This window comes from Serratia sp. GW822-FHT06D09 (assembly GCF_058799515.1).
In genome coordinates, this window is sequence record NZ_JBXALO010000004.1 from 233,769 (window position 1) to 259,666 (window position 25,898).

A 25,898-nucleotide genomic window follows, 5' to 3' on the forward strand; every position below is an offset into this window, starting at 1 on the left:
TGACCGGTATGAAATTGAATAACCCCGAGCTGCTGCGCAGCCAGTGCCTGATTAACGGCGAGTGGTGCGATGCGCTGAGCGGTAAACGTGAAGCGGTCATCAATCCGGCGACCGGCGTTGAGCTGGCCAGTATTCCGTTAGTCAGCGGCGAAGAAACTCAACAGGCGATTAACGCTGCGCAGGTTGCGCAGCAAGGTTGGAAACAACTGACCGCCAAACAGCGTTCCGCTTTGATGCTGACCTGGGCCGACAAGGTGCTGGCGGCGCAGGAAGATCTGGCCCAGTTGATGACCGCGGAGCAGGGCAAATCGCTGGCGGAAGCGCGCGGTGAAGTGGCTTATGCCGCCTCGTTTATCACCTGGTTTGCTGAGGAAGCCAAGCGAGTGGATGGCGCGGTACTGCAAGCGCCGCAGGCTTCACAACGTCTGGTGGTGGTAAAACAGCCCATCGGCGTTTGTGCGGCGATCACTCCGTGGAACTTCCCGGCGGCAATGATCACCCGCAAGGTGGCGCCGGCGCTGGCAGCAGGTTGCGCAATCATCGTTAAACCGGCCGAACAAACGCCGCTGACCGCGCTGGCGTTGGGCAAGCTGGCGCAGGACGCCGGCATTCCGGCGGGGGTGCTGCAGATCGTGACCGGCGATGCCGCTCAGGTGGGCAAAGTATTGTGTGACAGCCCGGTGGTACGCAAGTTGAGCTTTACCGGTTCGACCGAGGTCGGCCGCATTCTGATGGCGCAGTGCGCGCCAACCATCAAAAAGCTGTCGCTGGAGCTGGGTGGCAATGCGCCGGTGATCGTTTTCGACGACGCCAATCTGGACGCGGCCGTGGCGGGTATTATGGCCTCCAAATTCCGCAATAGCGGCCAGACCTGCGTCTGCGCCAACCGTATCTACGTGCAGGACGGCATCTATGACCGGCTGGTGGATAAGCTGGTGGCGGCGGTCGAGCAACTGAAGGTCGGTGACGGCAGTCAGGCGGGCACCACTCAGGGCCCGTTGATTGACCAGGATGCGGTGGAAAAAGTGCAGAGCCATATCGACGATGCATTGATCAAGGGCGCGCAAATCGCTATCGGCGGTCAGCCGCATGAGCTGGGTCGTACCTTCTTCCAGCCTACGGTAGTGACCGGCGTGACGCAGAAAATGCGCTTCGCCAAAGAGGAAACCTTTGGCCCGGTGGCACCGCTGTTCCGTTTCCATGACGAGGCGGAAGCTATCGCCATGGCCAACGATACCGAGTTCGGGTTGGCCGCCTATCTGTTCACGCAGAACGCCTCGCGTCAATGGCGAGTGCCGGAGGCGTTGGAATACGGCATGGTCGGCATCAATACCGGTCTGATTTCCAATGAAGTGGCACCTTTTGGCGGCGTGAAGCAGTCAGGGCTCGGACGTGAAGGATCGCGTTACGGGATTGAAGAATATCTGGAGCTGAAATACCTGTGTATCGATGTGAGCTGTTAACCCCTGGGAAATTAACCAACCCCGGTGGCCAGCGCCGCCGGGAGCCAAAGGATGCTGCATGTCTTCTGAAAACATCTCTATTTCTCCGGCGCTTGCCGCCGGGGTGCGAACGCCTGCACCCGCCAAATCACTGAGTTTCCTTGAAGGGGTGGCGATGATTGTCGGCACCAACATTGGCGCCGGCGTGCTGTCCATCGCCTACGCCTCCAGCAAGGCCGGTTTTCTGCCGCTGTTGTTCTGGCTGGTGCTGGTGGGCAGTCTGACCACTATCACCATGCTGTACGTTGCTGAATCTACCCTGCGTACCCGTGCCCATCTGCAATTGAGCGGACTGGCGAAACGTTATGTCGGCGGTATCGGTGCCTGGCTGATGTTTGCTTCGGTTTGCGTTAACAGCATTGGGGCGTTGACCGCCTACATGAGCGGCAGCGGCAAACTGTTGCAGTCCCTGTTTGGCATTTCCCCGGCAATAGGCAGCCTGCTGTTTTTCGTACCCGCTGCGGGGGTCTTGTACCTGGGATTAAAGGCGATTGGCCGCGGGGAGAAGTTTATCAGCATCGGCATGGTGGTCATGCTGAGTGCGCTGGTGGCGGCCACGCTGCTCAAAGACACCACCCAGATGCGCAACCTGCTGGACGGTGATTGGCGCTTTATGGTGCCGGTATTCAACGTGGTGGTGTTCTGTTTCTCTGCGCAGTATATCGTGCCGGAAATGGCGCGCGGTTTTTCGGACAAGCCGGAACAACTGCCCAAGGCGATTATGGTCGGAATGGCCGTGACCTTTGTGCTGCTGGCGGCGGTGCCGATGTCGGTGATTGCGCTCAGCGGGCTGAATAACATTTCTGACGTGGCGACCATTTCATGGGGCCAGGCGTTAGGGCAGTGGGCCTTCTTCTCCGCCAATATTTTTGCCCTGTGCGCGATGCTGACCTCTTACTGGGGCCTCGGCGGCAGCTTCCTGACCAATATTTTCGACCAGTTCAGGCTGGGCAACGACGAACAGCCACTGCGCCGTTTCGGCGTGCTGATGCTGGTGGTGCTGCCGCCGTTCGCGCTGGCCTACAGCGGGTTGGTGTCATTCGTTAACGCGCTCTATTTCGCCGGGGTTTTCAGCGGAGTGATTTTGTCGATTATGCCAATGCTGATCCTGCGTGAGGCGCGCAAGCATGGAGACCAGACACCGCGTTGGCAGTGTAACTGGATCACCCACCCGCTGTTGCAGATCAGCATCGTGTTGCTGTATCTGGCCAGTGCGGTGTATGCCATCGCGTCGCTGTTAGGCTATCTGCCCGCGGGATGGTGATTTGCCTTCCCTCAAGAAGTGATGTTATTTCTCAGTTGAGAACGGCGGCGTCGTGGCCGCCGATTTTTTATCACCCGCGCATTTTCTCTGGCAGCGCCAACCAGGCCTGCACGGAAGGACGTTGCCACTGTTTGTGAGCGTAGTGGCGAATATTTTCCGGTACCGGATCGCCATGTATCACCAGCCGATTCAGCATCAAAGCCAAATCGGTGTCGGCAATGCACCATTCCCTGAACAGATTATCCTGGCCGTGACTCAGCAGCTTTTCGACGGCGGCAATCAACTTGTTGGCGGCACCCTGCGCGGCGTTGGACAGTGGAGGAAACTTGCCGTTAATGAACACTGCCTCGGTCGGCCGCTCGGCGCGTAGCTGTAGCAGATCGCTGCGCAGCCATGCCTGAACTTCGCGGGCTTTGGCACGGTGTTTTACATCGCGTGGGTACACCGGATGGGCAGGATGGATCTCATCCAGGTACTCATCAATCGCCGAGGACTCCGAAAGCTGAAATTCACCGACCACCAGCGTTGGCACCCGGCGTGTCAATGACAGGGCCGCGTAGGCCGGCTCATGGTTTTTCCCCTGCGACAAATCGACCGGCTTCACGGTGAAGGGAATACCTTTTTCCGTCAGGGTGATAAACGCCGACATGGCATAAGGGCTGAAAAATTCGGCGTCGGTATAGAGTTCGGCAATCGGCTGAGACATTGGGTTTTCCTCAAGGCAAAGGGAGGCGAACTTTGATAATTGACGAGGAGTGGCTAAAGATCAATCTGTTAGCCGAAAGTTATTTTCGTAGTGAAAAGCGCGGCGAGCGGCGACGCCTGGCGTTGTGATATATTTGTTGCCATTAAGTTGAATTTGGCAGCACGAAGTAACATGAAAATGCCGTTGTTGGAAAGAGTGAAAGTAGGGTGCGCACGTTTGTGGCCGCACCCATTGGCGGTGGGCAAAAAAGAGATTTTGCTTTCCAGCGTCGGTGCCGGGCTGGGGCTAATGATTGCCGGCTGGATCAGCCATTTTGTTCTGGGCGAGGTAAACCTGTGGTTTATCGCCCCGATGGGCGCATCGGCCGTATTGCTGTTTGGCGTGCCAAATAGCCCGTTGGCGCAGCCCTGGTCGATCGTGGGCGGCAATATGTCGGCGGCGGCAGTGGGGGTCAGCACCAGTTTGCTGATTGCCGACCCGGGGCTGGCTTGCGGGGTGGCGGCCGCACTGGCGATTGGCTTGATGTTTAAGCTGCGCTGCCTGCACCCGCCCGGTGGCGCGGTGGCGCTGACCGCCATTCTCGGTGGCCCGGGTATTCATCAACTGGGCTATAGCTTTGTGCTGTACCCGGTGCTACTGAACTCGGTGCTATTGGCGCTGCTGGCGATCGTCTTCAATAACCTGGCCGGGCGACGCTACCCGCACCCTTTGGCGCCGACCGAGGCGAAGACGGCTAATCTGCCGATTGATGCGGTGTCTATCACCCGCGCCGATCTGCACGAGGCGCTGATGCAGGGCGAACTGTTTGATATCGACGAGGACGATTTGCAGGAAATCCTGCTGCGTGCCGAACAGCTAGCGCATCAACGCAAGAGCGGTGGAAGCTGATCACTTGGGCGGATGGAAATAAAAAAGCCACCTTTAGGAAGGTGGCTTTTTTGGCTGTGAAAACAGCGAGATTTGGTGGCCCCTACTGGACTTGAACCAGTGACCAAGCGATTATGAGTCGCGTGCTCTAACCAACTGAGCTAAGGGGCCAAGCGGCGAGATTATACGGCAATCCTTCGACGCAGGTCTACAGTTAACCATCCGTATGTTGCTTTTATGCGCAGTTCTAGCCTGTTGTAATTACTGGCGGATTTTGCGATAACCGCTGTAAATCCCCTTTAATGGACTCCCGAACCCTATGGAACTCCTGGCGCCAAACCTGCGGGTGGTGTTTTGCGGCATCAACCCCGGCCTCTCCTCCGCCCACCAAGGCTACCCTTTTGCCAACGGCAGCAACCGCTTCTGGAAGGTGGTGCATCAGGCCGGCTTTACCGAACGTCAACTGGCGCCCGAACAGTGGCAACAGCTGCAGGATACCGGCTGCGGCATCACCGCGCTGGTGGCACGGCCAACGGTCGCGGCCAGCGAAGTGACGCGTGACGAATTGCTCAGCGGCGGCGAGGCGTTAAAAGAAAAAATCTTGCGCTATCAGCCGCGCGCATTGGCTGTTTTGGGCAAGCAGGCGTTCAGCAGCGCCTTTGGGGTAAAAAATGTAGCTTGGGGCCGTCAGGAGATGACGATCGGCAAAACTGAGGTTTGGGTATTGCCGAACCCCAGCGGATTGAATCGTGCCACGCTGGAGCAGCTTACAGAGAGTTATCGCGAGCTGTTTCTGGCATTGAAATAATCTGAGAGGGAGTTGAGGGATGAAAGCGATGATTAAAGCGGGATTGGTCGCTCTGCTGTTGGCAAGCGGCGTTGCCCATGCGGGCAACAGCGCGCAGGAGCTGAAGAACAAAAATAACGTGCTGGAGTTTTATCAGCAGGGGTTAAATAACAAGGATTTTGCCGCGGCACGGCCCTTTCTGGGGGACGAGTACAAACAGCACAATCCCAATGCGCAGGATGGGGTGGAAGGGTTCCGCAAGTTTGTCGAGCTGCTCAAAGCGCGTTACCCCGATTCTCACAGCGAAATCAAACAGGCATTTGTCGACGGCAACTATGTGATTTTGCACGTAGAGACCAGCGGACGAGAAAAGGGCAAGACGGCCGCGATTATCGATATTTTCCGGCTTGATGACGCAGGCAAAATCGTGGAGCACTGGGACGTGACCCAACCGGTGCCGGAGAAAACCGCCAGCGGCAACAGCATGTTTTAGGCAATAAAAAACCCCGGCTCGCCGGGGTTTTTTGTCAACAGCTGAACCTTAGTCGTCCAGGAAGCTGCGCAGCACTTCGGAACGGCTTGGGTGGCGCAGTTTACGCAGTGCTTTGGCTTCGATCTGACGAATACGCTCACGGGTAACGTCGAACTGTTTGCCCACTTCTTCCAGCGTATGGTCAGTGTTCATGTCGATGCCGAAACGCATACGCAGCACTTTCGCTTCACGGGCAGTCAGGCCGGCCAATACGTCGTGCGTTGCGGAGCGCAGGCTTTCCGAGGTGGCAGAATCCAGCGGCAGCTCGAGGGTGGTATCCTCGATGAAATCGCCCAGATGTGAATCTTCATCATCACCGATCGGCGTTTCCATGGAGATCGGCTCTTTGGCGATCTTCAGCACTTTGCGGATTTTGTCTTCCGGCATCAGCATGCGTTCAGCCAGCTCTTCCGGCGTCGGTTCGCGGCCCATCTCTTGCAGCATCTGGCGCGAAATACGGTTGAGCTTGTTGATGGTCTCAATCATATGCACCGGAATACGGATGGTACGCGCCTGGTCGGCGATAGAACGGGTGATAGCCTGACGGATCCACCAGGTGGCGTAAGTCGAGAACTTATAACCACGACGGTATTCAAACTTGTCTACCGCTTTCATCAGACCGATGTTGCCTTCCTGGATCAGATCCAGGAACTGCAGGCCGCGGTTGGTGTATTTCTTGGCGATAGAAATAACCAGACGTAAGTTCGCTTCAACCATCTCTTTCTTCGCACGGCGGGCTTTCGCTTCACCGATAGACATGCGGCGGTTGATGTCCTTCACCTGCTCGATGGTCAAGCCGGTCTCTTCTTCGATCTGACGCAGTTTCTGCAGGCTGCGCTGCACGTCTTCGGCGACGTCTTTCAGCTTCTCTGACCATGGCTTGGCCATTGCCAGCGCCGCTTCGAACCAGGTGGTGCTGGTTTCGTTGCCGGCGAACAGAGTGACGAAGTTTTTCTTCGGCATTTTGCACTGTTCAACGCACAGCTTCATGATGATACGTTCTTGAGTACGAACGCGGTCCATCATGGTACGCATGCTGTTGACCAGGAAGTCGAACTGTTTTGGCACCAGGCGGAACTGCTTGAACACTTCAGACAGCTTCAGAATTTCTTCTGCTGCGCTGGCGTGGCTGCGGCCGTTCTTTTTGATGACGACACGAGTCGCTTCGTACTGATCGCGCAGGTCGGCGAATTTCTGACGGGCCAGCTCAGGATCGATGCTGTTGTCGTCTTCTTCTTCGTCTTCATCCTCTTCTTCGTCGTCGTCGTTCTGCTCTTCGGTAGACAGCTCAGAACCCACGTGGGTAGCGGTAGGGGCGATGTCCTCTTCCGCATTAGGATCGACGAAGCCGGTGATCAGATCGGACAGGCGAGCTTCGCCCGCTTCGACGCGATCGTACTGTTCCAGCAAATAGGTAATGGCTTCCGGGTACTCGGCAACCGAGCACTGCACCTGGTTGATGCCGTCTTCAATGCGCTTGGCGATGTCGATTTCGCCTTCGCGCGTCAGCAGTTCAACGGTCCCCATTTCGCGCATGTACATGCGCACCGGGTCGGTGGTACGGCCGATTTCAGACTCAACGCTGGACAACACCTGAGCGGCAGCTTCTTCCGCATCTTCGTCCGTGCTGTTTGAGTTTTCAGCAAGCAATAGGTCGTCGGCGTCCGGTGCTTCTTCCAGAACCTGGATGCCCATGTCGTTAATCATCTGGATGATGTCTTCGATCTGGTCGGAGTCGACGATATCTTCCGGCAGATGGTCATTGACCTCAGCATAGGTCAGATAGCCTTGCTCCTTACCACGGGTGACAAGTAGCTTTAGCTGTGACTGCGGGTTTTGCTCCATAAGACGGTATCCACACTTCAGAGTATTTGGGTTGGTGTCGGTCGGCGAAACCGCCAACAATAGCATTTGGGGCGTTTTTGTTGTTGCCGCGGCCCACTGTGGCGGCATATTGCAGGGCTCTGCCCTCGCATTTATCGGCACTTAAGCCGTTTGGTATTCAGTTTTTCTTCGCCAGCACCTGATTCAAAGAACGGACTTCTTCACGTTCTTCCGGGCTGAGGCCATGGGTTCTGGCCTGTGCGATCAATGTCTCCAGCCGCTGTTCCAGTACCGAGTCGTACAGGCTGGCTAAAGTATCCAAAAAAGTCTGTTCAACCATATCCTCAACGATCATATGGTTCCATGTTGCCAAGGTTTCAAGCTGTTGGCTCAATTTGTTGTCGCGATACTGCTCCAACAGTTGGCCGGTTGTCAGCCCTGGCTGAGCCAGACAGGTCTGCACCAGCTCGACAAACAGCGGCAAACCCGCCTGTTTGGTCTGCTCCAATCCCTCAAGCGAAGGGATAAGTGTAGCCAGTTGCGGATTTTGTACCAGTAACCCTATCAGTATACGCATGGTTGTGCGTTTTAGCTGGGGCGCCTGATAAGTATTCGCATTTTCGGCTTGCTTGGGCATCAGCTTGTCCAACTGGCTGTCGTCCAGCAAACCCAGCTTGCTGCCGAGCTGTTGGCGCAGGTACAAGCGCAACGTTTCGCCCGGTACCTGAGTAATCAGCGGCAGTGCCAGCGTGCTCAGCTTGGCGCGGCCGTCCGGGCTGCTCAGGTCTACCTGTGGCATCAGGGTTTCGAACAGGAAAGTGGAAAGCGGCTGCGCCTGCTCCATTCGCTGTTCGAAGGCCTCTTTGCCTTCTTTGCGTACCAATGTGTCCGGGTCTTCGCCGTCGGGCAAAAACATAAACCGCAGTTGACGCCCGTCATTGAGATAGGGCAACGCGGTTTCCAGTGCGCGCCATGCCGCTTCGCGACCGGCTCTGTCACCGTCATAGCAACAGACAACGTTGTCGGTGGCGCGGAACAGCAGCTGAATATGTTCGGCCGTTGTCGAGGTGCCAAGCGAGGCGACGGCATAATCGATGCCGTACTGCGCCAGCGCCACCACGTCCATATAGCCTTCCACTACCAGCAATCGCTGCGGGGTAGGGTGGCTCTGTTGCGCTTCATACAGGCCGTACAGCTGACGACCTTTGTGGAAAACTTCGGTTTCCGGTGAGTTCAGGTATTTCGGCATGCCGTCACCCAATACACGTCCGCCAAAGGCGATCACTCGCCCGCGTTTGTCGCGGATAGGGAACATTACGCGCTCACGGAAACGATCGTACGAGCGTCCTTGATCGTTAGTCACCAGCATGCCTGCATCGTTCAATGCCAGGCGTGACTCGGCGTCACGACCAAAACGCTTTAATGCGTTATCCCAACCGGCAGGTGCAAAACCGATGGCGAAATGACGGATAACGTCGTCACTCAGTCCGCGCTGTTGCAGATAATTGCGCGCCGGCGTGCCGGAGGACTGATGCAGTGACTGTTGATAGAACGCGCTGAGCTGTTCCATCAGTTGATACAGGCTTTGACGCTGATGGCGTTCGATTTGCGTCGGTCCGGAACCCGCCTCGTAAGGCACTTCCAGTCCGTGCATGGTGGCCAGCTCTTCGATGGTTTCGACAAACTCGAGCCTGTCGTAATTCATCAGAAAGTCGACGGCGTTACCGTGCGCACCACAACCAAAGCAGTGGTAAAACTGCTTTTCGCCATTAACCGTAAATGAAGGCGTTTTTTCGTGGTGGAACGGACAGCACGCGTGATAGTTCTTGCCCTGCTTCTTGAGCTTTACCCGGGCATCGATCAGATCGACGATGTCGGTGCGAGCCAGCAAGTCATTGATAAATACGCGCGGAATTCGTCCAGCCATAAGCCCTTACTTTACTAGCCTATAAACGAGAACAAGCCGCGCATTCCTTTCGGAAAGCACGGCCTTCGTATGCAACTACTCGGTCTGCGCGATTTTTAAAATCAGAAATTCACGCGGCGGGGTTGCCCCCGAAGAATTAATACAGACGAGTGCGGCGTGCGTTTTCGCGAGCCAGTTTCTTCGCGTGACGTTTCACAGCAGAAGCTTTAGCGCGCTTACGTTCGGTAGTCGGTTTTTCATAGAACTCACGACGACGAACTTCAGCCAGAACGCCCGCTTTTTCGCAAGAGCGTTTGAAACGACGCAGAGCAACGTCAAATGGCTCGTTTTCACGTACTTTAATTACAGGCATGTGCCTCTCACCTCAATAAAATTCGGTTTGCTGCTGGCCAAGCGCCAGCAATTTCAAAATGGTGCGGAATTTTACTTCAACGGATGCTGCTTTGTAAAGCACCACAGCAAATTGAAACCTGCGGCCACCCTGGTAAAACATGCGCAATTTTGCATCGGGCGCTGATTATAGACTAATCAGAAAAAAATGCTCGTTTTTAATCAAATCGGCATTTGTGGCTGTAATCATCAACATAGCCCAATAATGGTGACAAGCGTGCGCCACGCTGGCGGTAAACAGGCCCGATTGTGCTAAACTGGCGGCCGCACGTGAATGATGGGAAATGTAATGCGAGTACTGGGCATAGAAACCTCCTGCGATGAAACCGGAATTGCAGTGTATGACGATCAGGCCGGTTTATTAGCCAACCAATTGTACAGCCAGGTGAAACTGCATGCCGACTACGGCGGCGTGGTGCCGGAGCTGGCCTCCCGCGATCACGTGCGCAAAACCGTGCCGTTGATTCAGGCGGCATTGAAGGAAGCGAACCTGACCGCGGCGGATATCGACGGCGTTGCCTACACCGCCGGGCCGGGCCTGGTGGGGGCGCTGCTGGTCGGAGCCACCATTGGCCGCGCACTGGCGTTTGCCTGGAATGTGCCGGCGGTGCCGGTGCATCATATGGAAGGCCACCTGCTGGCGCCGATGCTGGAAGATAACCCGCCGGCGTTTCCGTTTGTCGCGCTGCTGGTGTCTGGCGGGCATACGCAGCTGATCAGCGTGACCGGTATCGGCGAATATGAACTGCTGGGCGAATCGGTCGACGATGCGGCCGGTGAAGCTTTCGACAAAACCGCCAAGCTGCTTGGGCTGGACTACCCTGGCGGGCCGATGCTGTCGAAGATGGCGCAACAGGGCACGGCGGGGCGTTTCACCTTCCCACGCCCGATGACCGACAGGCCAGGGCTGGATTTCAGCTTCTCCGGGCTGAAGACCTTTGCCGCCAATACCATTCGCTCCAACGGCAATGACGATCAGACGCGTGCTGACATAGCCCGGGCGTTTGAAGATGCGGTGGTGGATACGCTGGCGATCAAATGCAAGCGCGCGCTGGAACAAACCGGCTTTAAGCGCCTGGTGATGGCCGGTGGCGTCAGCGCCAACCGTACGCTGCGAACCAAGCTGGCAGAAATGATGCATAAGCGCGGCGGTGAAGTGTTTTACGCCCGACCGGAGTTTTGCACCGATAACGGTGCGATGATCGCTTACGCAGGCATGGTGCGGCTGAAAAGCGGCGCTAATCCGGAGCTGAGCGTTTCGGTACGGCCGCGCTGGCCATTGGCTGAGCTGCCTGCCGTCTGATTAGGTCGGCTCTTGCCGTAGCCAAAAAAAAGGCTCCCAGTGGGAGCCTTTTCAGTTTTCAGTCAGGCAATACGCCAACCTTTGGTTCTGTGCCGCTGAGTCAGGAAATGCGCGTAGCGTCCCCCCAGGGCTTCAAGCTGGGTATGGGTGCCGCGTTCAGCAATTTCGCCGTCTTGCAGTACCAGAATTTGATCGGCCATCGCTACCGTCGACAGCTGGTGCGCAATGACAATCAACGTCTTCTTGCCGCGCAGCCGTGCCAGGGTGTCGGCGATGATCGCTTGATTCTCGGGATCCAGTGCCGCAGTCGCTTCATCAACCAGCAGAACAGGGGCGTCTTTAATCAGCGCGCGGGCGATAGAAATACGCTGGCGCTCGCCGCCGGAAAGCCGTGCGCCGCCTTCCCCTACCGGGGTATCCAGCCCCTGGGGCAGCCGTTCGATGATTTCCGCCGCCCCGGCCTGTTCGATGGCCATCAACACTTCCTCGTCGCTGGCCGTCGGCTTACCCAGACGGATGTTTTCGCCAATGCTGCCTTGGAACAGGTAGGTATTTTGGAAAATCTGGCTGATCTGATCCGTCAATTGTTCGTTAGGGATCTGGCGTACGTCGGCTCCGCCAATCATCACAGCCCCGCCGGTGACGTCAAAGAAACGCGCAATCAAACGGACCAGGCTGGTTTTACCCGAGCCGGATGCGCCAACCAGTGCGGTCATGGTGCCGGGTTCCACCTTAAAGCTGACCCCGTGCAGTACGGCAGCCTGTTCTGGCGAATAGCTGAACGAAACATCGCGCAGCTCCAGCGAGCCGTCATGTGGCCGTTGCGCCTGTTGAGGTTCGGGCAAGGGGGTAATGGCTAAAATTTCGCTGACGGCATTTAACTGGCCGCGGGCGTTTCGCAGGGCTTCGCCATAACTGGCAACGTCCAGCAACGGGTCGATAAAGCGGCTAACCAGCATCAGGGCGATCACCGTCCCCACGGCGCTACCGATAGCCGGCAGGTTCCCCTGATAATGGCTCAGCAGCGTGGCTCCGGTGACCAAGAGGGTGGCAAACACCAGTTGCACTACCCAGGAGTTGAGCACCACAGAGGCCGTGGAGATATAAATAAGCCGCTTGCCTGACTGATACTGCCGATCGATGGCCTGTTCGAGGAAACGGGTCCCGCCGCCTTCGCCATTGAAGGCGCGCAGTACGGACTGTGCCTGAGCAAACTCCACCATACGTTGGCTGGTGTGGGCGGATGCCTGATGGAAGGCTTCGTCAGCCTGGGTACCGAGCCGCGCTGAGAGCAGGAAAATACCGGCAATCAGGGGGAGGGCCGCCAGCGCCAGTAACCCCATTTGCCACTGCAGGGTGCAGAGCGCTATCACCAGCACCAGCGGCGTGACGACACCGCTGACGATCGGTGTAAAAAGGTGCGCCGGGAGTTGCGCCACATCCATCATCCCCTGAGAAACCACATGACTGAGTCGCGCCGTATTATCAGGAGTGAACCAGCCGATAGGCAAGGTAGCCACATGGTCGCCAATGCGTTGACGGGCGGTCAGTAACAGCGATGAACCTACGTTCATGCCGGCGAAATCGACGCGCCTGCGCAACAGCCAGCTCAAAAGTACGCCGGCGAAAAGCGCTATCAGCCAACCGGCAGCCGTGTAGACTTCACCTTGCAGCAGATAGCCGACTATAGGCACCAAGGTGGTGACCGTCAGGCCGCAACACACACCGTAAAGCGCGGCCATGCCGATATAACGACGGAATATGGGAGCATCGTTGCCGAGCAACTGCATAAATGTTTTTAACATGGTTGATCCGCCTGTTTCGTCATGTTTTCGTAACCCCCCGCAGCCCAGAGGCGAGCATAGCGGCCTTGGCCGGCCAACAACTCGGCATGGTTGCCTTGTTCGCGGATCGTGCCGTCCTCAAGCACAACGATATGATCGGCGTGCATAATGGTGTCTAACCGATGGGCAATCACCAGTAACGTGCGATTTTTGGCAAAGTTGGAAAGGGCTTCCTGAATCAGGTATTCGTTCTCCGCATCAGCGGCGGCGGTGGCTTCATCCAGTACCAAAATCGGAGGGTTCAACAGTACGGCGCGCGCAATGCTTACGCGCTGCTGTTCACCCCCGGAGAGTTTTGCATCCTCCCCGACCACCGAGTCGTAGCCCCGTGGCAAGCTCAGGATATGATCGTGAATATTGGCAGCCCTGGCGGCGGCTTCGATTTCTTGCATGCTGGCATTGGGGCGACCCAACGCAATATTTTCTCGCAGGCTGGCGTGGATCAGCTTCACTTCCTGCAACACGAAACCAATGTGTTGGTAAAGCTGGGTCGAGCTCATTTCGCGCAGATCGACTCCGCCAAGCGTGATGCGCCCCTGCGTCGGATCGAAGAAGCGCAACAGCAAGCGCGCCAGGGTGGATTTACCCGCGCCTGATGGGCCGACGATGGCGGTTACGCTGCCGGGTTTCAGGCTGAGGTTGATGTCTGCCAGCACGTGACTGTCACTATTGTAGGAATAACCGGTTTGTTCGAAACGGATCTCCGCGTCTTTCAGCATTGGCTGCACTTCCGGCTGTGTGAGGATCGGCGTGTCCAGCAGCGATTGTATGCGCTCCGCCGCCCCTGTGGCATTACGCAGGCCGTGGGTAATAAAGCCCATTAGCAGCAGCGGGGCGGAAATACCCGGTGCGACCAGGGCGAACGGCAAGACGTTAAGCGGTTCAAGCCAGCCCAGTGCCACAAACAAGGTACCGAAAACCAACACCACCCCCAATACGGTCACCGGAGCAACGATGGCATTCGCCAGCGCGATGGTCTTGATCACCGGGCTCATGGTACGGGTGAATATCTGGGTAAAGGAGGCGATCGCTTTACGGTAGCTGCTGTGCGCTTTGCCGCCGCCGCTGAAGGTCTTGATCACCGGGATACCGTTAACGAATTCGGCTACGGCATTATTGATACGGCCTAATCCCTTAACAAACTCGCCCATATGGGGCGCTCCGGCTTTCTGAGCCCTGCCGAAAATGAAGAAGAACAGGAAGAAAGGAATGATCGAGACGATCGCCATCCGCCAGTCCATGACGAACATGTAGATAACCGAGATCAGCATCGCGCCGATTGTGCGTCCCAGCGTGGTGAAAAAGTGGGCGGTGAGATCGTGCAGAGTGCCAATATCGTCCTGCATCGCCTGTTTCACTTCGCCTGAGGCACGGTCGCTAAACCACCCCAAGGGCACCTGTGCCAGACGCCGGGCCGCCGTAATGCGCAGGCCATGGGTAATGCGGTTATCCGCCAGGTGTGCGAGCACTTCGGCCAGGGTGACAATGATTAAGCCGACAAACAAGCTGACCAGGCAGACGACGACGCTGTCGCCAATCCCACCCGCCGCCAGCAACGGAGTAGCGGCTCCTGTTTGTTCCTGATGACCCAAAACAATGACGGCAATATGGGCAATGCCCGCCAACGGCACCAGCGTGAATATTGTGCCGATAGCTGCCAGTACCCCGGCGACAATAAGGCTCCCACGTATAGGCCGCAGCAGTCGCCCGATCGGACCAGGCTTACCGGCCCCCGTTTGATGACTACTCATAATAACTCCCCTGAGGAATATAAATAAGGATTCTTGGCCAAGATTGGCCAAGAAATAGAGTGGCGAAAATTAAACGCCATAATTAAAGCACGACATGTAGCTCAATATAATTTCGGAAGAATAGGACTGTAATATTTGTTATTACCAATGCAATGTTAATGTGGTGAGGATTTGCCGTTCCGCACCCCATGAACAGGTATTGTTGGTAAAGCAAGAGGAAACATAGTGCTTATCAAAAAGATTATTTACGTTTAAAGCAATTTCTGCGTTTTCCAGTCCGGGGATATCATCCAGTTGATATTTTATGGCGGTATCAAAAACCGTATAGCTCGGGACTTTGAAATTATTCCCATCGTCACCCGGGGTGCTTGACACATAACGTGCACCACCGCCGAGGCTCAGCCCATTTAGCCAGCCTTGATTAAAGGTGTAATCGGTCCACAAATTAGCCATATGTTTAGGCACCATGGCTGGAGTATGACCATTATTACCGGAGTTATCGCGGAACTCTGCATGGGTATAGGTATAGCTTGCGATTAAATTAAGGTTATAAGTGAGTGCGGCCTTACCTTCAATTTCAATCCCGCGAGAGCGGATTTTGCCTTCCTGCACATTGTAATAAGGGTTAATGGCATCACGGCGTAAATTATTGTCTTTGGTCAGTTGGAATGCGGCGATAGAGGCAGAAACCGGTGCGTTATCAGGGATGAATTTAATCCCGGCTTCATATTGCTTCCCTCGGGAAGGTTTGAAAGCCTGGCCTGATAAACTGTTGCCGCTATTGGGTTCAAATGACTCGCTATAGCTCACGTAAGGTGCGATGCCGTTATTGAAAACATAGTTAACGCCGCCACGCCAGGTGAATTCATTATCCGTGATGCTGGATGAGGATTCCGCGCCCGTCATATTACTGCTTTCATGGGTTTTTACGACGCTGTGGTCAAAGCGGCCGCCCAGCGTGAATACCCAGTTCTGCCATTCGGCTTGATCCTGCAGATAAGTGCCTAACTGGTGGTTTTTGTTAATCGTATGGGTGTCGCCAAAATAAAGCACATCATGGTTGCCATACTGCGGGTTCACCAGATTGAGCGGCGCGGCAGAGCCCATCTTGTTTTGCAGATCGTTGCGCAGCTGCGAATAGTCGATCCCCATCAACAGGGTGTGGCGCCAACTGCCGGCGTTCAATTTCCCTTCCAGCCGGGTATCCGTGGTTAACCCATTCAATCTCTCGTCGCTGACCATGGTTGCGCGGGACAAGGTGGTGCCGTATTGCTGGGGGGCTACTCCCATGCAGGTCATTGGGTTGCACAGGCCGTTGCCATAGATGCTGCGCCAGTTGACCTTGGTATGCTGATAGCGGACGGCCTGATGGAAGGACCAGGTATCGTTGAAGGCATGATCAAGCTGATAGCCCACCGTGCGCTGCTGGCGTTCGAAACGGTTATAGCTGGGCTCGCCCTCGTTAAACGAAGGAGACAATTTGCCGAATTCGCCGGAAGTCAAAGTTCCTTCGCTCGGCAGCCAGCCGTAATAACCGGTGCGTGGTTCGTTTTGCAAAGACAGCTGAAACAACAGTGAGGTTTTATCCGACGGCTGCCAAAGCAAAGAAGGCGCAATGGCATAGCGTTTTTCGCGCTCGCCCTTTTGCTGGCTGTGCGCTTCGTAATAATTACCGGTTAAGCGGTAAGCCAATGCTTCTTCATCATCAAGAGCGTCGCTGAAATCGAATTGGGTTTTCCATTCGTGATGGTTGCCGGCCTGCAGTTGTAATTCATGCAATGGCTGCTTTTGTGGACGCTTGCTGACGCTGGAAATAACGCCGCCGGGGTTACTTTTGCCATACAGCACCGAGGCCGGACCGCGCAAAACTTCTACCCGCTGTAAAAAATACGGATCCACTTTGCTGTCGGCATACATATCCCCTTGTAATTTCAAACCGTCCAAATAGATATTCTGGCTGACGTTATTGAATCCCCGGATCATGACGCTATCAAATATGCTCGAACTGCCGCTGTTGCCTGTCATTACACCCGGCGTATAGTTGAGCGCATTTTTAATGGTGGCTGGGCGTTTGGTTTGTAATTCTTCTTGCGTAATAACGGAAATAGACTGAGGAGTTTTGATTAATGGGGTGCTGGTTTTTGTTGCCGTAACGCTTTGTTTGGCGGCATAGGTTCCATTGGATCCTATGGCTTCTTCTGCCGTATTTCCCTCGCCGTAAACGGTAATGACACTTTCGTTTTCCCCTGCGGCATAAGCCAATGAACTGGTACATATTCCTGCCAGCAGCATAAAAAGGTTAGGCTGTTTTATTATCAGGCGCCGAATAGTCTTCATAGGCATTTTATTGATGATCCATCTTTAGGGAATGACAATATTTAATTGTCGCTAATGATAATCATTAGCGATGGGGCCATTTGGCAATTCATGCGATTTTGAAAGAGGGATATTATTACAGCAGAGGCGTTACCCTAGCGGGAAAACGCAATATATTCACGACGATAGAGTGATAACTCAAAAAAACGGGCAACGAGGGGAACAGAACCCGGGCTAATTCGGGGCAGGCTGACCTGCCCCTGGCGTTATGAATTACTCTTCTTTTTTGGTTTCCTGCTCAACCGCTTCAGGCTTTTTCTTGCGGAATTTGCCCCAAATTTTTCCTTCCTGCCCACGCCAAAGGCGCTGAATGTTGTCGTGGTGCCGCATCAGGATCAGGCATGACAGCATGGCTACCGGGAAGGTGAACTGCGGTTTGAACCACCAAACGTAGAAGGGGGCAATCAGCGCGCTGACAATCGCGCCCAGCGAAGAGTAACCGCTGAGCAACACGGTCAGCAACCAGGTACCGGTCATCAGACCGGTCAGATCCCAGCCTATCGGTGCTATGGCACCAAATGCCGTTGCCACGCCCTTGCCGCCACGGAAATGGAAGAACACCGGATAGATGTGCCCAACGCAGGCGGCAATTGCCGTCAGCCCCAGGTACAGCGGCGGGACATTAAGCTTGTATGCCAGCCAGACCGGCAGCATTCCTTTGAGAATATCGAAAACCAGCACCGCCGCCGCCGCCAGGCGACCGCCGATGCGCAGGACGTTGGTAGCCCCTGGATTCCCTGAGCCATGTTCACGCGGATCGGGCAGCCTGGCGATCCGACAAACCAGGATCGCACTGGAAATTGAGCCACACAGATACGCGAAGATAATCATGCCAAGCGCGGTAGCACTCATAACGCGGTTCCGTTTAATAAGGGTCGTTTTACTCGCAACATAAAGGGATAATACGCATATTCCGCTGGAAGTGGTATCCGGCAAGGCCAAAAACAGAGAATGACGTGATGGATATCGTATTTATAGAAGAACTTACCGTAATCACCACCATTGGCGTTTATGACTGGGAACAAAACATTCGCCAGAAGCTGGTGTTCGATATCGAAATGGGCTGGGATAACCGCCAGGCAGCTGCCAGCGACGACGTGAACGACTGTCTGAGCTATGCCGATATCAGTGAAGCCATTATCCAGCACGTGGAGCCAAATCGCTTTGCGTTGGTGGAGCGGGTGGCAGAGGAAATATCTGAAATATTGCTCCAGCGCTTCAATTCCCCCTGGGTCCGTATTAAGGTCAGCAAACCGGGCGCTGTTGCACATGCCAGCCGGGTTGGGGTGATTATTGAGCGTGGTACCCGTCCGGTGTGATGTTCTGTCATACAGGTGCAACTAAAGGCCGTTAACCTGGTCTGAACCTGAGAATTGTTTTAGCGGCAATGTATTGAGCACTGCCGCTTTTTTATGTTTATAGCCGTAAATTTATGGGGTGATCGAAGCACATGGCGGACATGCATTCACTGTTTATTGCGTTTGTTCTTGGGGTGGTTGAAGGGTTAACTGAATTTTTGCCGGTATCTTCTACCGGGCACATGATCATCGTTGGCGAGTGGCTGGGTTTTACCGGCGATAAGGCCAAAACCTTTGAAGTGATCATTCAGTTGGGGTCGATTCTTGCGGTGGTGGTGATGTTCTGGCGCCGTCTGTTCGGGCTGATCGGCATTCATTTCGGCGGTAAGCCGGTTGAGCACGAAGGCAAAACGGCGGGCCGGTTGAAACTGGGCCATATCCTGCTGGCGATGATCCCCGCAGTAGTGCTGGGACTGTTGCTCCATGATTTCATCAAATCGCTGTTCGCACCGAAAAACGTGATGTATGCGTTGGTGGTCGGTGGTTTCCTGTTGCTGGCGGCGGAATGGCTGAAGCCGAAAAAACCGAGCGCTGAAGGGCTGGATGACATCACCTACCGCCAAGCGTTTATGATTGGTTGCTTCCAGTGTCTGGCGCTGTGGCCGGGCTTTTCCCGTTCAGGTTCGACCATTGCCGGCGGTATGCTGGTGGGCGTGAACCGTTATGCGGCCTCCGAGTTCTCCTTCATTCTGGCGGTGCCGATGATGATCGGTGCCAGCGGGCTGGACTTGTACAAGAGCCTGCACTTCCTGACGATGGGCGATTTACCGATGTTCGCCGTCGGTTTTGCTACCGCTTTCGTCGTAGCGCTGATCGCGATAAAAACCTTCCTGTCGCTGATCAAACGCATTTCGTTTGTGCCGTTCGCCATCTATCGTTTTATCGTTGCCGCCGTGGTTTACATGGTCTTCATGTAAGCGGCATGCCAATTAAAAACCCCGCGCTGCGGGGTTTTTTTATGCCTGGTCTTTCAGAATATCCTGGGTTTGTTTCCAGTCGGCCAACGCCTGTTGACGACGGCGTTTGAGCTCATCGCGGATCGCCAGCCCTTGCAGGCCGCTGGCCACCACTTCTTTTACCGAGACGGCATTCGCCACCTGAAACGCCTGGCGCAGATAGTCACCCTGCGGGTAGGGATTGTTTTCAAATCCGGTACGGCCCCGAGCATCGGCTTCGCTGGTGAGGATCATCTGCTCCAGCCGCTGAGGCTTGCGCCAGACATCGACCGCATCAAACAGTTTCAACAGGGTCTCCGGGCGCAGCTTGTTAACGGTGTGGATCAGGTCGTGATACTCGGCCACCAGTTTGGCCAGGTCGCGTACCGGGTTGGGGACGCGCAACCGCTGACACAAGGCGTCGACCAGCACAACACCGGCAGGCCCATGGCCGTGGTGGTGAGGCCACAGCTCTTTTGGTGTCTGCCCTTTACCCAAATCATGGCACAGCGCCGAAAAGCGTACGTCGACCTCGGGGCTGAGTTGGGCGGCGATAGCCAGCGTCATCAGCGTGTGAATGCCGGTATCGATCTCCGGATGCCATTTGGCGGGGGCCGGTACGCCGAATAAAGCATCGATCTCCGGGAACAGTACGCTGAGCGCCTCGCAGTCGCGCAGCACCTGGAAATAGACCTGCGGGCTTTGGCTCTGCAGCGCCTTCTCGGTTTCTTTCCAGACCCGTTCTGGGGTCAGCGCCGCCAGTTCGCCGCTGTTCGCCATCTGACGCATCAACTCCGCGGTTTCCGGGGCGACGGTAAAACCCAGATGAGCGAAGCGGGCGGCAAAGCGCGCCACGCGCAGCACGCGTAACGGATCTTCACCAAAAGCTTCAGATACATGGCGTAACACCCGCGCTTGCAGGTCGGCCACGCCGTTGAAAGGATCGATTAACTCCCCGTCGGCGCTGCGGGCGATGGCGTTGATGGTCAGATCCCGGCGCTGCAGATCCTGCTCCAACGTCACGTCCGGCGCGGCGTAACAGGTAAAACCGGTATAGCCCTGGCCGGATTTCCGCTCGGTGCGCGCCAGCGCATATTCTTCATGGGTCTTGGGATTAAGAAACACCGGGAAGTCTTTACCGACCTGTTGATATCCCAGCGCGATCAGCTCTGACGGCGCGGCGCCCACCACCACCCAGTCGCGGTCGAATACCGGTATCTCAAGCAGGCTGTCGCGGACGGCGCCGCCGACCAGGTAAGTCTTCACTGTTAACTCCTGAATTTATCTTAAGGCTCTGCTGACCAGATTACCTCAATTAGCCGGGCGGTGCCGCAGCCAATAAAAAGGGCGCCCCGCAGGCGCCCGATCTCAAACAGAAGGAGACTGAAATCAGTTCATCCAGCGGTTGTTGCTTTTGCGCCGCGGGATCAGGTGTGGCAACAACAAGCCAAGCAGCAGGCCTACGCCAGCTACGCCACCGCCGTACATGAACCACTGCAGGATAATGGTACGCTGTTTGTCGTCGAGCTGCAGATTAACCGCGTTAACCTTTTTCTGTGCGACCACCAGCTGATTTTTCAGATCCTGGTTTTCCTGCTGCAGACCGCTGATGGTGCTGTCGCTGCCGGCCACTTTCTGCTGCATTTCTGCCGTGCGCTGGTTCCAGCTATTGTCGATGTTGGCCAGCTTGTCGGTCAGGGTTTTTACCTGTTGCTCCAGCGCCGGCACTTGGGTGCGCAGGCTTGGCGTCTGGCTCAGCTGATTGAGTGGGATCCAGGTCGTGCGGCCTTTCGCATCGCGGATCTGGCCATAGTTGGTGCTGTCATTTACGCTCAACAGGGTGACTTCTTCACCGGCGTTCAGGGTACCGACGATACGGTACTGATTACCCGGGCCGCTATGGACGTAAGTATTCAATTCATCGGAGATATAGCGTTTATCTTCGGCATGGGCGCCCCAAGTGATGCTGAAGCTCAGCACGGCAAGGCAAATTAGGCGTAATTTCTGCATTAGTTCATCGTTTCTGTGTGAATTTATGGGAACGATAGTAGAGCGTTCAGTCTGACGACGCAACGCAAAAACCGGAATGAGAACTATCTTACTGTGGCAGATTCTGTGAGTTGCGCAGTGTTTTATAACGTAACAGGTTTTTTCTGCAGTTAGCAGGGTTAAGGTGCAGGGAATCGCGGTAAGATAACGGCAACTGTGCGTCATCGGGCAGAGCGCGGCAGGCGAGGCCCGCCGCCGTGAAGGCTGACGCGAATGCGTAACTTATTGGTGTAAAAGACTTATGACCGTTGAAATAGAACTGAAATTTATTGCTACCCCGGATGCGGTTGCCGCTTTGCCGCAGCGGTTGGCTGCCTGGCCTCATCAGCATTCCGCGCCGCAAAAACTGACCAATATCTACTTCGAAACCGCCGATAATTTCCTGCGCAGTCAGGATATGGGGCTGCGTATCCGCGGCTTCGACGACAGTTATGAAATGACCATCAAAACCGCCGGCAAGGTGGTGGCGGGTTTGCATCAGCGCCCGGAATATAATGTGGCTATCACCACGCCGGAGCTGGCGTTGGAACGGTTCCCGGCGGATATCTGGCCGCAAGGCTGTGATGTCGACGCGCTGCAGCAGGCGTTGCAGCCCCTGTTCCGCACCGACTTCGTGCGTGAGAAGTGGGTGGTCACTTACGGTAAGAGCGAGATTGAGGTTGGGCTTGACCAGGGCGAGGTCAGCGCCGGTGAGCTGAGTGAAGCGCTGTGCGAGATTGAGCTGGAGCTTAAAACGGGTAATACCGACGATCTGCTGGCGCTGGCCAACGAATTGGCGATGCACGGCGGCCTGCGTCAGGGCAACCTGAGCAAAGCGGCGCGCGGCTATCATCTGGCGCAGGGCAATGCTCCGCGTGAGCGCCGCCCGCTGGCGGTATTGAAGCCTGCGGCCAAATCCAGCGTAGAGCAGGGTATGGTTGCCAGCTTCGAATTGGGCCTGAGCCACTGGCAGTATCACGAAGAGCTGTGGCTGCGCGGTGATACCCAGGCCCGTCGCTCGGTTATGGAGGCGATTGCGCTGATCCGTCAGGCACTGGTGATCTTCGGTGGTCTGGTACCACGCAAAGCCAGCGCCGATCTGCGCGCCCGCCTGACCGCACTGGAGCCGCTGTTGATTGATAAGAGCACTCAACCGCAGGTGTTGTGTTACAGCGCAGAATACCTGCAGTGTAAGTTAGCGCTCACATCATGGTTGGTGACCGGTGCCTGGAAACCCTTTATCGACGCCAAGGCGCAAACCAAGCTCGACGGTTCATTCAAACGTTTCAGCGACATTATGCTGGGGCGCAGCGCGGCCGAGTTGAAAGAGGCCTTCACGCGCACGTTGAACGAGGATGAATACGAGGAACAGCTGCCGCGCCTGACCCGTCAGGTGTCGGCATTTATCCTGCTGTCCGGTGCTTATCCCGATGACGAAACCGGTCCTTATATCGAAAGCTGGCGCGAACTGCAGCAGGCGCTGGCCGAACGTCGTCAAGGCTGGTACGAATCCAGCCGCAAGCAGGCCTTATCGCATGCGCCATTCTGGTTAAACGGCGCGCTCCGCTAATAAAGCTGGCCTGCGAGGCGCAGGCCGCAGAACGGATCCTTCACTATGTTGCCACTCTCGAGCAGGTTACAGGTTCAGGCACAGAGCATCGTGCAGCGTTTTCAGGAAACTCAGGGCGCGGACTGCGTGCTCAGCAGCCAGGAACAGCGGGTTTTGGCGTCGAGCGATTTTGTCTGCGACATGTTGCTCAGTCAGCCGCAATGGCTGGAGACGTTGCGCAAACAGCCACCGGTCGCGGACGAGTGGCAACATTACGCCGCCTGGTTGCAAGACACGTTGGAAGATGTGCGCGATGAAGCGCAACTGATGCGCGCGTTACGTCTGTTCCGCCGCGAGACGCTGGTGAGGATCGCCTGGGCGCAGGCGCAGAATCTGTGCAGCACGCAAGAGACGCTGTTGCAGCTGAGCGGGCTGGCGGAAACGCTGATCGTCAGCGCTCGCGACTGGCTGTATCAAACCTGCTGCCGTGAGTGGGGCACCCCGTGCAACGCCCAGGGCGTACCCCAGCCGTTGCTGATCCTCGGCATGGGGAAACTGGGCGGCGGCGAGCTGAACTTCTCGTCCGATATAGACCTGATTTTTGCCTACCCGGAAAACGGTCAGACCCAGGGAGGACGGCGCGAGTTGGATAACGCGCAGTTCTTTACCCGTCTGGGGCAGCGGCTGATCAAGGCACTGGATCAGCAAACCATCGACGGCTTTGTTTATCGTGTGGATATGCGGCTGCGGCCCTTCGGCGACAGTGGTCCGCTGGTCATGAGCTTCGCCGCCCTGGAGGACTACTACCAGGAGCAGGGGCGCGACTGGGAACGTTACGCGATGGTGAAAGCGCGGCTGATGGGCGGTTCGGAAGACGCCTACAGTGAAGAGTTGCGCAAAACCCTGCGGCCGTTCGTTTTCCGTCGCTATATCGATTTCAGCGTGATCCAGTCGCTGCGCAATATGAAAGGCATGATTGCCCGCGAAGTGCGGCGGCGTGGGCTGAAAGACAACATCAAGCTGGGTGCCGGCGGCATCCGCGAAATTGAATTTATCACTCAGGTATTCCAATTGATCCGCGGCGGGCGAGAGCCGGCGCTGCAGGGGCGATCGCTGCTGCCCACGCTGCAGGCCGTGGGGGAACTGGGGTTGCTGGAGCCGCAGCAGGTACAGGCGATGAGCGCCAGCTACTTGTTCCTGCGCCGGCTGGAAAACCTGCTGCAGGCCATTGCCGACCAACAAACGCAGACGCTGCCACAAGATGAGCTCGATCAGGCCCGTTTGGCCTGGGGCATGGGGTTCGACGACTGGTCGACGCTGCTCGCGGCGCTGGACGAGCATATGCAGGCGGTCAGAGCGGTATTTAACGACCTGATTGGCGACGATAGTCCCGATGTGGGCGAAGATCCCGATTATCAGCACTACCACAGCCTGTGGCAGGACGCACTGGAAGAACACGAACTGGCGCCGTTGACGCCACATCTGGATGAAGAAGCGCGCAGGCAGATGTTGCGTACCATCGCCGAGTTTCGTCACGACGTCGACAAACGCACTATCGGCCCGCGCGGTCGCGATGTGCTTGATCAATTGATGCCGCGTCTGCTGGCGGAAGTGTGTCCGCGTCAGGATGCGCCGACGGCGCTGCTGCGGTTGACCCAGCTGCTGTTGAGCATCGTAACGCGCACCACCTACCTTGAGCTGCTGGTGGAATACCACGCGGCGCTCAGCCATCTGATTCGCCTGTGCGCCGCTTCGCCGATGGTCGCCAACCAGCTGTCGCGCTATCCGCTGTTGCTGGACGAACTGCTGGATCCGGCGACGCTGTATCAGCCGGTGGCCCCGGATGCTTACCGCAGCGAACTGCGCCAATACCTGTTGCGGGTACCGGAAGATGACGAAGAGCAGAAACTTGAGGCATTGCGTCAATTCAAACAGGCGCAGCAATTACGCATCGCAGCCGGGGATATCTCTGGGGCGCTGCCGGTGATGAAAGTGAGCGATCACCTCACCTATCTGGCCGAGGCCATTATCGATGCGGTGGTGCAGCAAGCGTGGAACGACATGGTTGCTCGCTATGGTCAACCGACCCATTTGCAGGAACGGGAAGGGCGCGGTTTTGCCGTGATTGGCTACGGAAAACTGGGCGGTTGGGAGCTGGGCTACAGTTCCGATCTTGATCTGGTGTTTATTCTGGATTGTCCACCGGACGTGATGACCGACGGCGATCGCTGCATCGACGGCCGTCAGTTTTATCTGCGTTTGGCGCAGCGCGTCATGCACCTGTTCAGTACCCGCACCTCCTCCGGCATTTTGTACGAGGTGGACGCTCGCCTGCGGCCCTCGGGCGCAGCAGGCATGTTGGTCAGCACGGTCGAAGCCTTTGCCGATTATCAGCAGAACGAGGCCTGGACCTGGGAGCACCAGGCACTGGTGCGGGCGCGTATCGTCCATGGCGATCCGGCGCTGCATCAGCAGTTTGACGCGATCCGCCGTGAGATCTTGTGCAAACCACGCGACGGCGAAACGCTGCGGCTGGAGGTACGCGAGATGCGCGAGAAAATGCGCAATCACCTCGGCAACAAGCAGCGTGAACTCTTTGATATCAAAGCCGACGAGGGTGGTATCACCGATATCGAATTTATTGCCCAGTATCTGGTCTTAGGCTATGCAAGCACCGAGCCCCGTCTGACGCGTTGGTCTGATAACGTACGCATTTTCGAGTTGATGGCCAATTACGGCATCATGCCGGAAGAAGAGGCGCAGGCGCTCACTCAGGCCTACGTCACCATGCGCGATGAAATTCACCACCTGGCGTTGCAGGAGCATTCCGGCAAGGTCGCCAAGGGGCAATTTGCCGCCGAGCGTGAACAGGTTCGCACCAGTTGGGCGAAGTGGCTGGGTTAGGCAGGCCGGTTGCGCAATACGTTTTGCAGCTATTACAGACGTCTGTGGTAA

Annotated in this window: 20 protein-coding genes and 1 tRNA gene; 10 read left to right on the forward strand and 11 right to left on the reverse strand. The window is 56.2% G+C overall.

Annotated features, from left to right (window positions below; translation table 11 throughout):
- The first annotated feature begins 8 nt into the window (after window positions 1-8).
- Both AC1RKG_RS12075 and AC1RKG_RS12080 read left to right on the forward strand, forming a co-directional pair.
- The gene (locus AC1RKG_RS12075) at window positions 9-1,463 is read left to right on the forward strand and encodes an NAD-dependent succinate-semialdehyde dehydrogenase (RefSeq protein WP_046372577.1); all 1,455 of its coding nucleotides are present in this window, start codon (window positions 9-11) and stop codon (window positions 1,461-1,463) included.
- A gap of 58 nt (window positions 1,464-1,521) precedes the next feature.
- The gene (locus AC1RKG_RS12080) at window positions 1,522-2,766 is read left to right on the forward strand and encodes an aromatic amino acid transport family protein (protein WP_130017003.1); all 1,245 of its coding nucleotides are present in this window, start codon (window positions 1,522-1,524) and stop codon (window positions 2,764-2,766) included.
- 70 nt (window positions 2,767-2,836) lie between these two features.
- Here AC1RKG_RS12080 and yfcF read toward each other — a convergent pair whose 3' ends face one another.
- A complete protein-coding gene (yfcF, locus tag AC1RKG_RS12085) occupies window positions 2,837-3,472 on the reverse strand; it encodes a glutathione transferase (protein WP_020831776.1) in 636 nt (211 codons plus the stop codon).
- 171 nt (window positions 3,473-3,643) lie between these two features.
- Between yfcF and AC1RKG_RS12090 the strand changes: the two genes are divergently transcribed.
- On the forward strand, window positions 3,644-4,360 hold the full coding sequence (locus AC1RKG_RS12090; RefSeq protein WP_493183122.1) for an HPP family protein: 717 nt from the start codon (window positions 3,644-3,646) through the stop codon (window positions 4,358-4,360).
- A 73-nt stretch (window positions 4,361-4,433) separates the two neighbouring features.
- Here the strand turns inward: AC1RKG_RS12090 and AC1RKG_RS12095 are convergent.
- Window positions 4,434-4,510: transfer RNA gene (locus AC1RKG_RS12095), tRNA-Ile, on the reverse strand.
- Window positions 4,511-4,658: 148 nt separating this feature from the next.
- On the opposite strand from AC1RKG_RS12095, the gene mug reads away from it, so the two are divergent.
- Together mug and AC1RKG_RS12105 are read left to right on the forward strand one after the other, a co-directional pair.
- Complete coding sequence (gene mug / locus AC1RKG_RS12100; RefSeq protein ID WP_116691708.1) at window positions 4,659-5,147, forward strand: G/U mismatch-specific DNA glycosylase; 489 nt, start codon at window positions 4,659-4,661, stop codon at window positions 5,145-5,147.
- A gap of 28 nt (window positions 5,148-5,175) precedes the next feature.
- Window positions 5,176-5,619, forward strand: a complete 444-nt coding sequence (locus tag AC1RKG_RS12105) for a nuclear transport factor 2 family protein (RefSeq protein ID WP_420283946.1) — start codon at window positions 5,176-5,178, stop codon at window positions 5,617-5,619.
- 48 nt (window positions 5,620-5,667) lie between these two features.
- Here the strand turns inward: AC1RKG_RS12105 and rpoD are convergent, their stop codons facing one another.
- The 3 genes from rpoD to rpsU form a co-directional block, all read right to left on the reverse strand.
- Window positions 5,668-7,503 carry an RNA polymerase sigma factor RpoD gene (gene rpoD / locus AC1RKG_RS12110; protein WP_020831770.1) on the reverse strand — a complete coding sequence of 612 codons (1,836 nt, stop codon included), beginning with the start codon at window positions 7,501-7,503 and terminating at the stop codon, window positions 5,668-5,670.
- A gap of 157 nt (window positions 7,504-7,660) precedes the next feature.
- The gene (gene dnaG / locus AC1RKG_RS12115; RefSeq protein ID WP_046372583.1) at window positions 7,661-9,409 is read right to left on the reverse strand and encodes a DNA primase; all 1,749 of its coding nucleotides are present in this window, start codon (window positions 9,407-9,409) and stop codon (window positions 7,661-7,663) included.
- A gap of 136 nt (window positions 9,410-9,545) precedes the next feature.
- Entirely contained in the window at window positions 9,546-9,761 is a 216-nt protein-coding gene (rpsU, locus tag AC1RKG_RS12120; protein ID WP_001144069.1) for a 30S ribosomal protein S21, read from the reverse strand.
- A 327-nt stretch (window positions 9,762-10,088) separates the two neighbouring features.
- Between rpsU and tsaD the strand changes: the two genes are divergently transcribed.
- Window positions 10,089-11,102, forward strand: a complete 1,014-nt coding sequence (gene tsaD / locus AC1RKG_RS12125) for a tRNA (adenosine(37)-N6)-threonylcarbamoyltransferase complex transferase subunit TsaD (protein WP_020828723.1) — start codon at window positions 10,089-10,091, stop codon at window positions 11,100-11,102.
- A 62-nt stretch (window positions 11,103-11,164) separates the two neighbouring features.
- Here the strand turns inward: tsaD and AC1RKG_RS12130 are convergent, their stop codons facing one another.
- The 4 genes from AC1RKG_RS12130 to plsY all read right to left on the reverse strand — a co-directional run bounded on the left by AC1RKG_RS12130 (window position 11,165) and on the right by plsY (window position 17,925).
- Entirely contained in the window at window positions 11,165-12,907 is a 1,743-nt protein-coding gene (locus tag AC1RKG_RS12130) for an ABC transporter ATP-binding protein (protein WP_493183124.1), read from the reverse strand.
- Window positions 12,901-14,697: an ABC transporter ATP-binding protein gene (locus AC1RKG_RS12135; RefSeq protein ID WP_115060537.1), complete on the reverse strand. Its 1,797-nt coding sequence runs from the start codon at window positions 14,695-14,697 to the stop codon at window positions 12,901-12,903. The genes AC1RKG_RS12130 and AC1RKG_RS12135 overlap by 7 nt, the downstream gene beginning before the upstream one ends.
- Window positions 14,698-14,838: 141 nt before the next feature.
- Complete coding sequence (gene fhuA, locus AC1RKG_RS12140) at window positions 14,839-17,034, reverse strand: ferrichrome porin FhuA (RefSeq protein ID WP_128864541.1); 2,196 nt, start codon at window positions 17,032-17,034, stop codon at window positions 14,839-14,841.
- A 252-nt stretch (window positions 17,035-17,286) separates the two neighbouring features.
- Window positions 17,287-17,925: a glycerol-3-phosphate 1-O-acyltransferase PlsY gene (gene plsY / locus AC1RKG_RS12145; protein ID WP_046372586.1), complete on the reverse strand. Its 639-nt coding sequence runs from the start codon at window positions 17,923-17,925 to the stop codon at window positions 17,287-17,289.
- A 107-nt stretch (window positions 17,926-18,032) separates the two neighbouring features.
- Between plsY and folB the strand changes: the two genes are divergently transcribed.
- A complete protein-coding gene (folB, locus tag AC1RKG_RS12150) occupies window positions 18,033-18,392 on the forward strand; it encodes a bifunctional dihydroneopterin aldolase/7,8-dihydroneopterin epimerase (protein WP_006320572.1) in 360 nt (119 codons plus the stop codon).
- A 131-nt stretch (window positions 18,393-18,523) separates the two neighbouring features.
- Window positions 18,524-19,348 (forward strand): undecaprenyl-diphosphate phosphatase, encoded by an 825-nt coding sequence (gene bacA, locus AC1RKG_RS12155; RefSeq protein WP_004948342.1) that lies wholly within the window; start codon window positions 18,524-18,526, stop codon window positions 19,346-19,348.
- Window positions 19,349-19,387: 39 nt separating this feature from the next.
- On the opposite strand, the gene AC1RKG_RS12160 is transcribed toward bacA, so the two are convergent.
- On the reverse strand, window positions 19,388-20,632 hold the full coding sequence (locus tag AC1RKG_RS12160; RefSeq protein ID WP_046372588.1) for a multifunctional CCA addition/repair protein: 1,245 nt from the start codon (window positions 20,630-20,632) through the stop codon (window positions 19,388-19,390).
- A 123-nt stretch (window positions 20,633-20,755) separates the two neighbouring features.
- On the reverse strand, window positions 20,756-21,376 hold the full coding sequence (locus AC1RKG_RS12165) for a TIGR04211 family SH3 domain-containing protein (protein ID WP_020828715.1): 621 nt from the start codon (window positions 21,374-21,376) through the stop codon (window positions 20,756-20,758).
- Between the two features lie 280 nt (window positions 21,377-21,656).
- Between AC1RKG_RS12165 and AC1RKG_RS12170 the strand changes: the two genes are divergently transcribed.
- Both AC1RKG_RS12170 and glnE read left to right on the forward strand, forming a co-directional pair.
- Entirely contained in the window at window positions 21,657-22,964 is a 1,308-nt protein-coding gene (locus AC1RKG_RS12170) for a CYTH and CHAD domain-containing protein (protein ID WP_493183126.1), read from the forward strand.
- A 45-nt stretch (window positions 22,965-23,009) separates the two neighbouring features.
- Entirely contained in the window at window positions 23,010-25,847 is a 2,838-nt protein-coding gene (gene glnE, locus AC1RKG_RS12175; RefSeq protein ID WP_128864542.1) for a bifunctional [glutamate--ammonia ligase]-adenylyl-L-tyrosine phosphorylase/[glutamate--ammonia-ligase] adenylyltransferase, read from the forward strand.
- The last annotated feature ends 51 nt before the right edge of the window (window positions 25,848-25,898 follow it).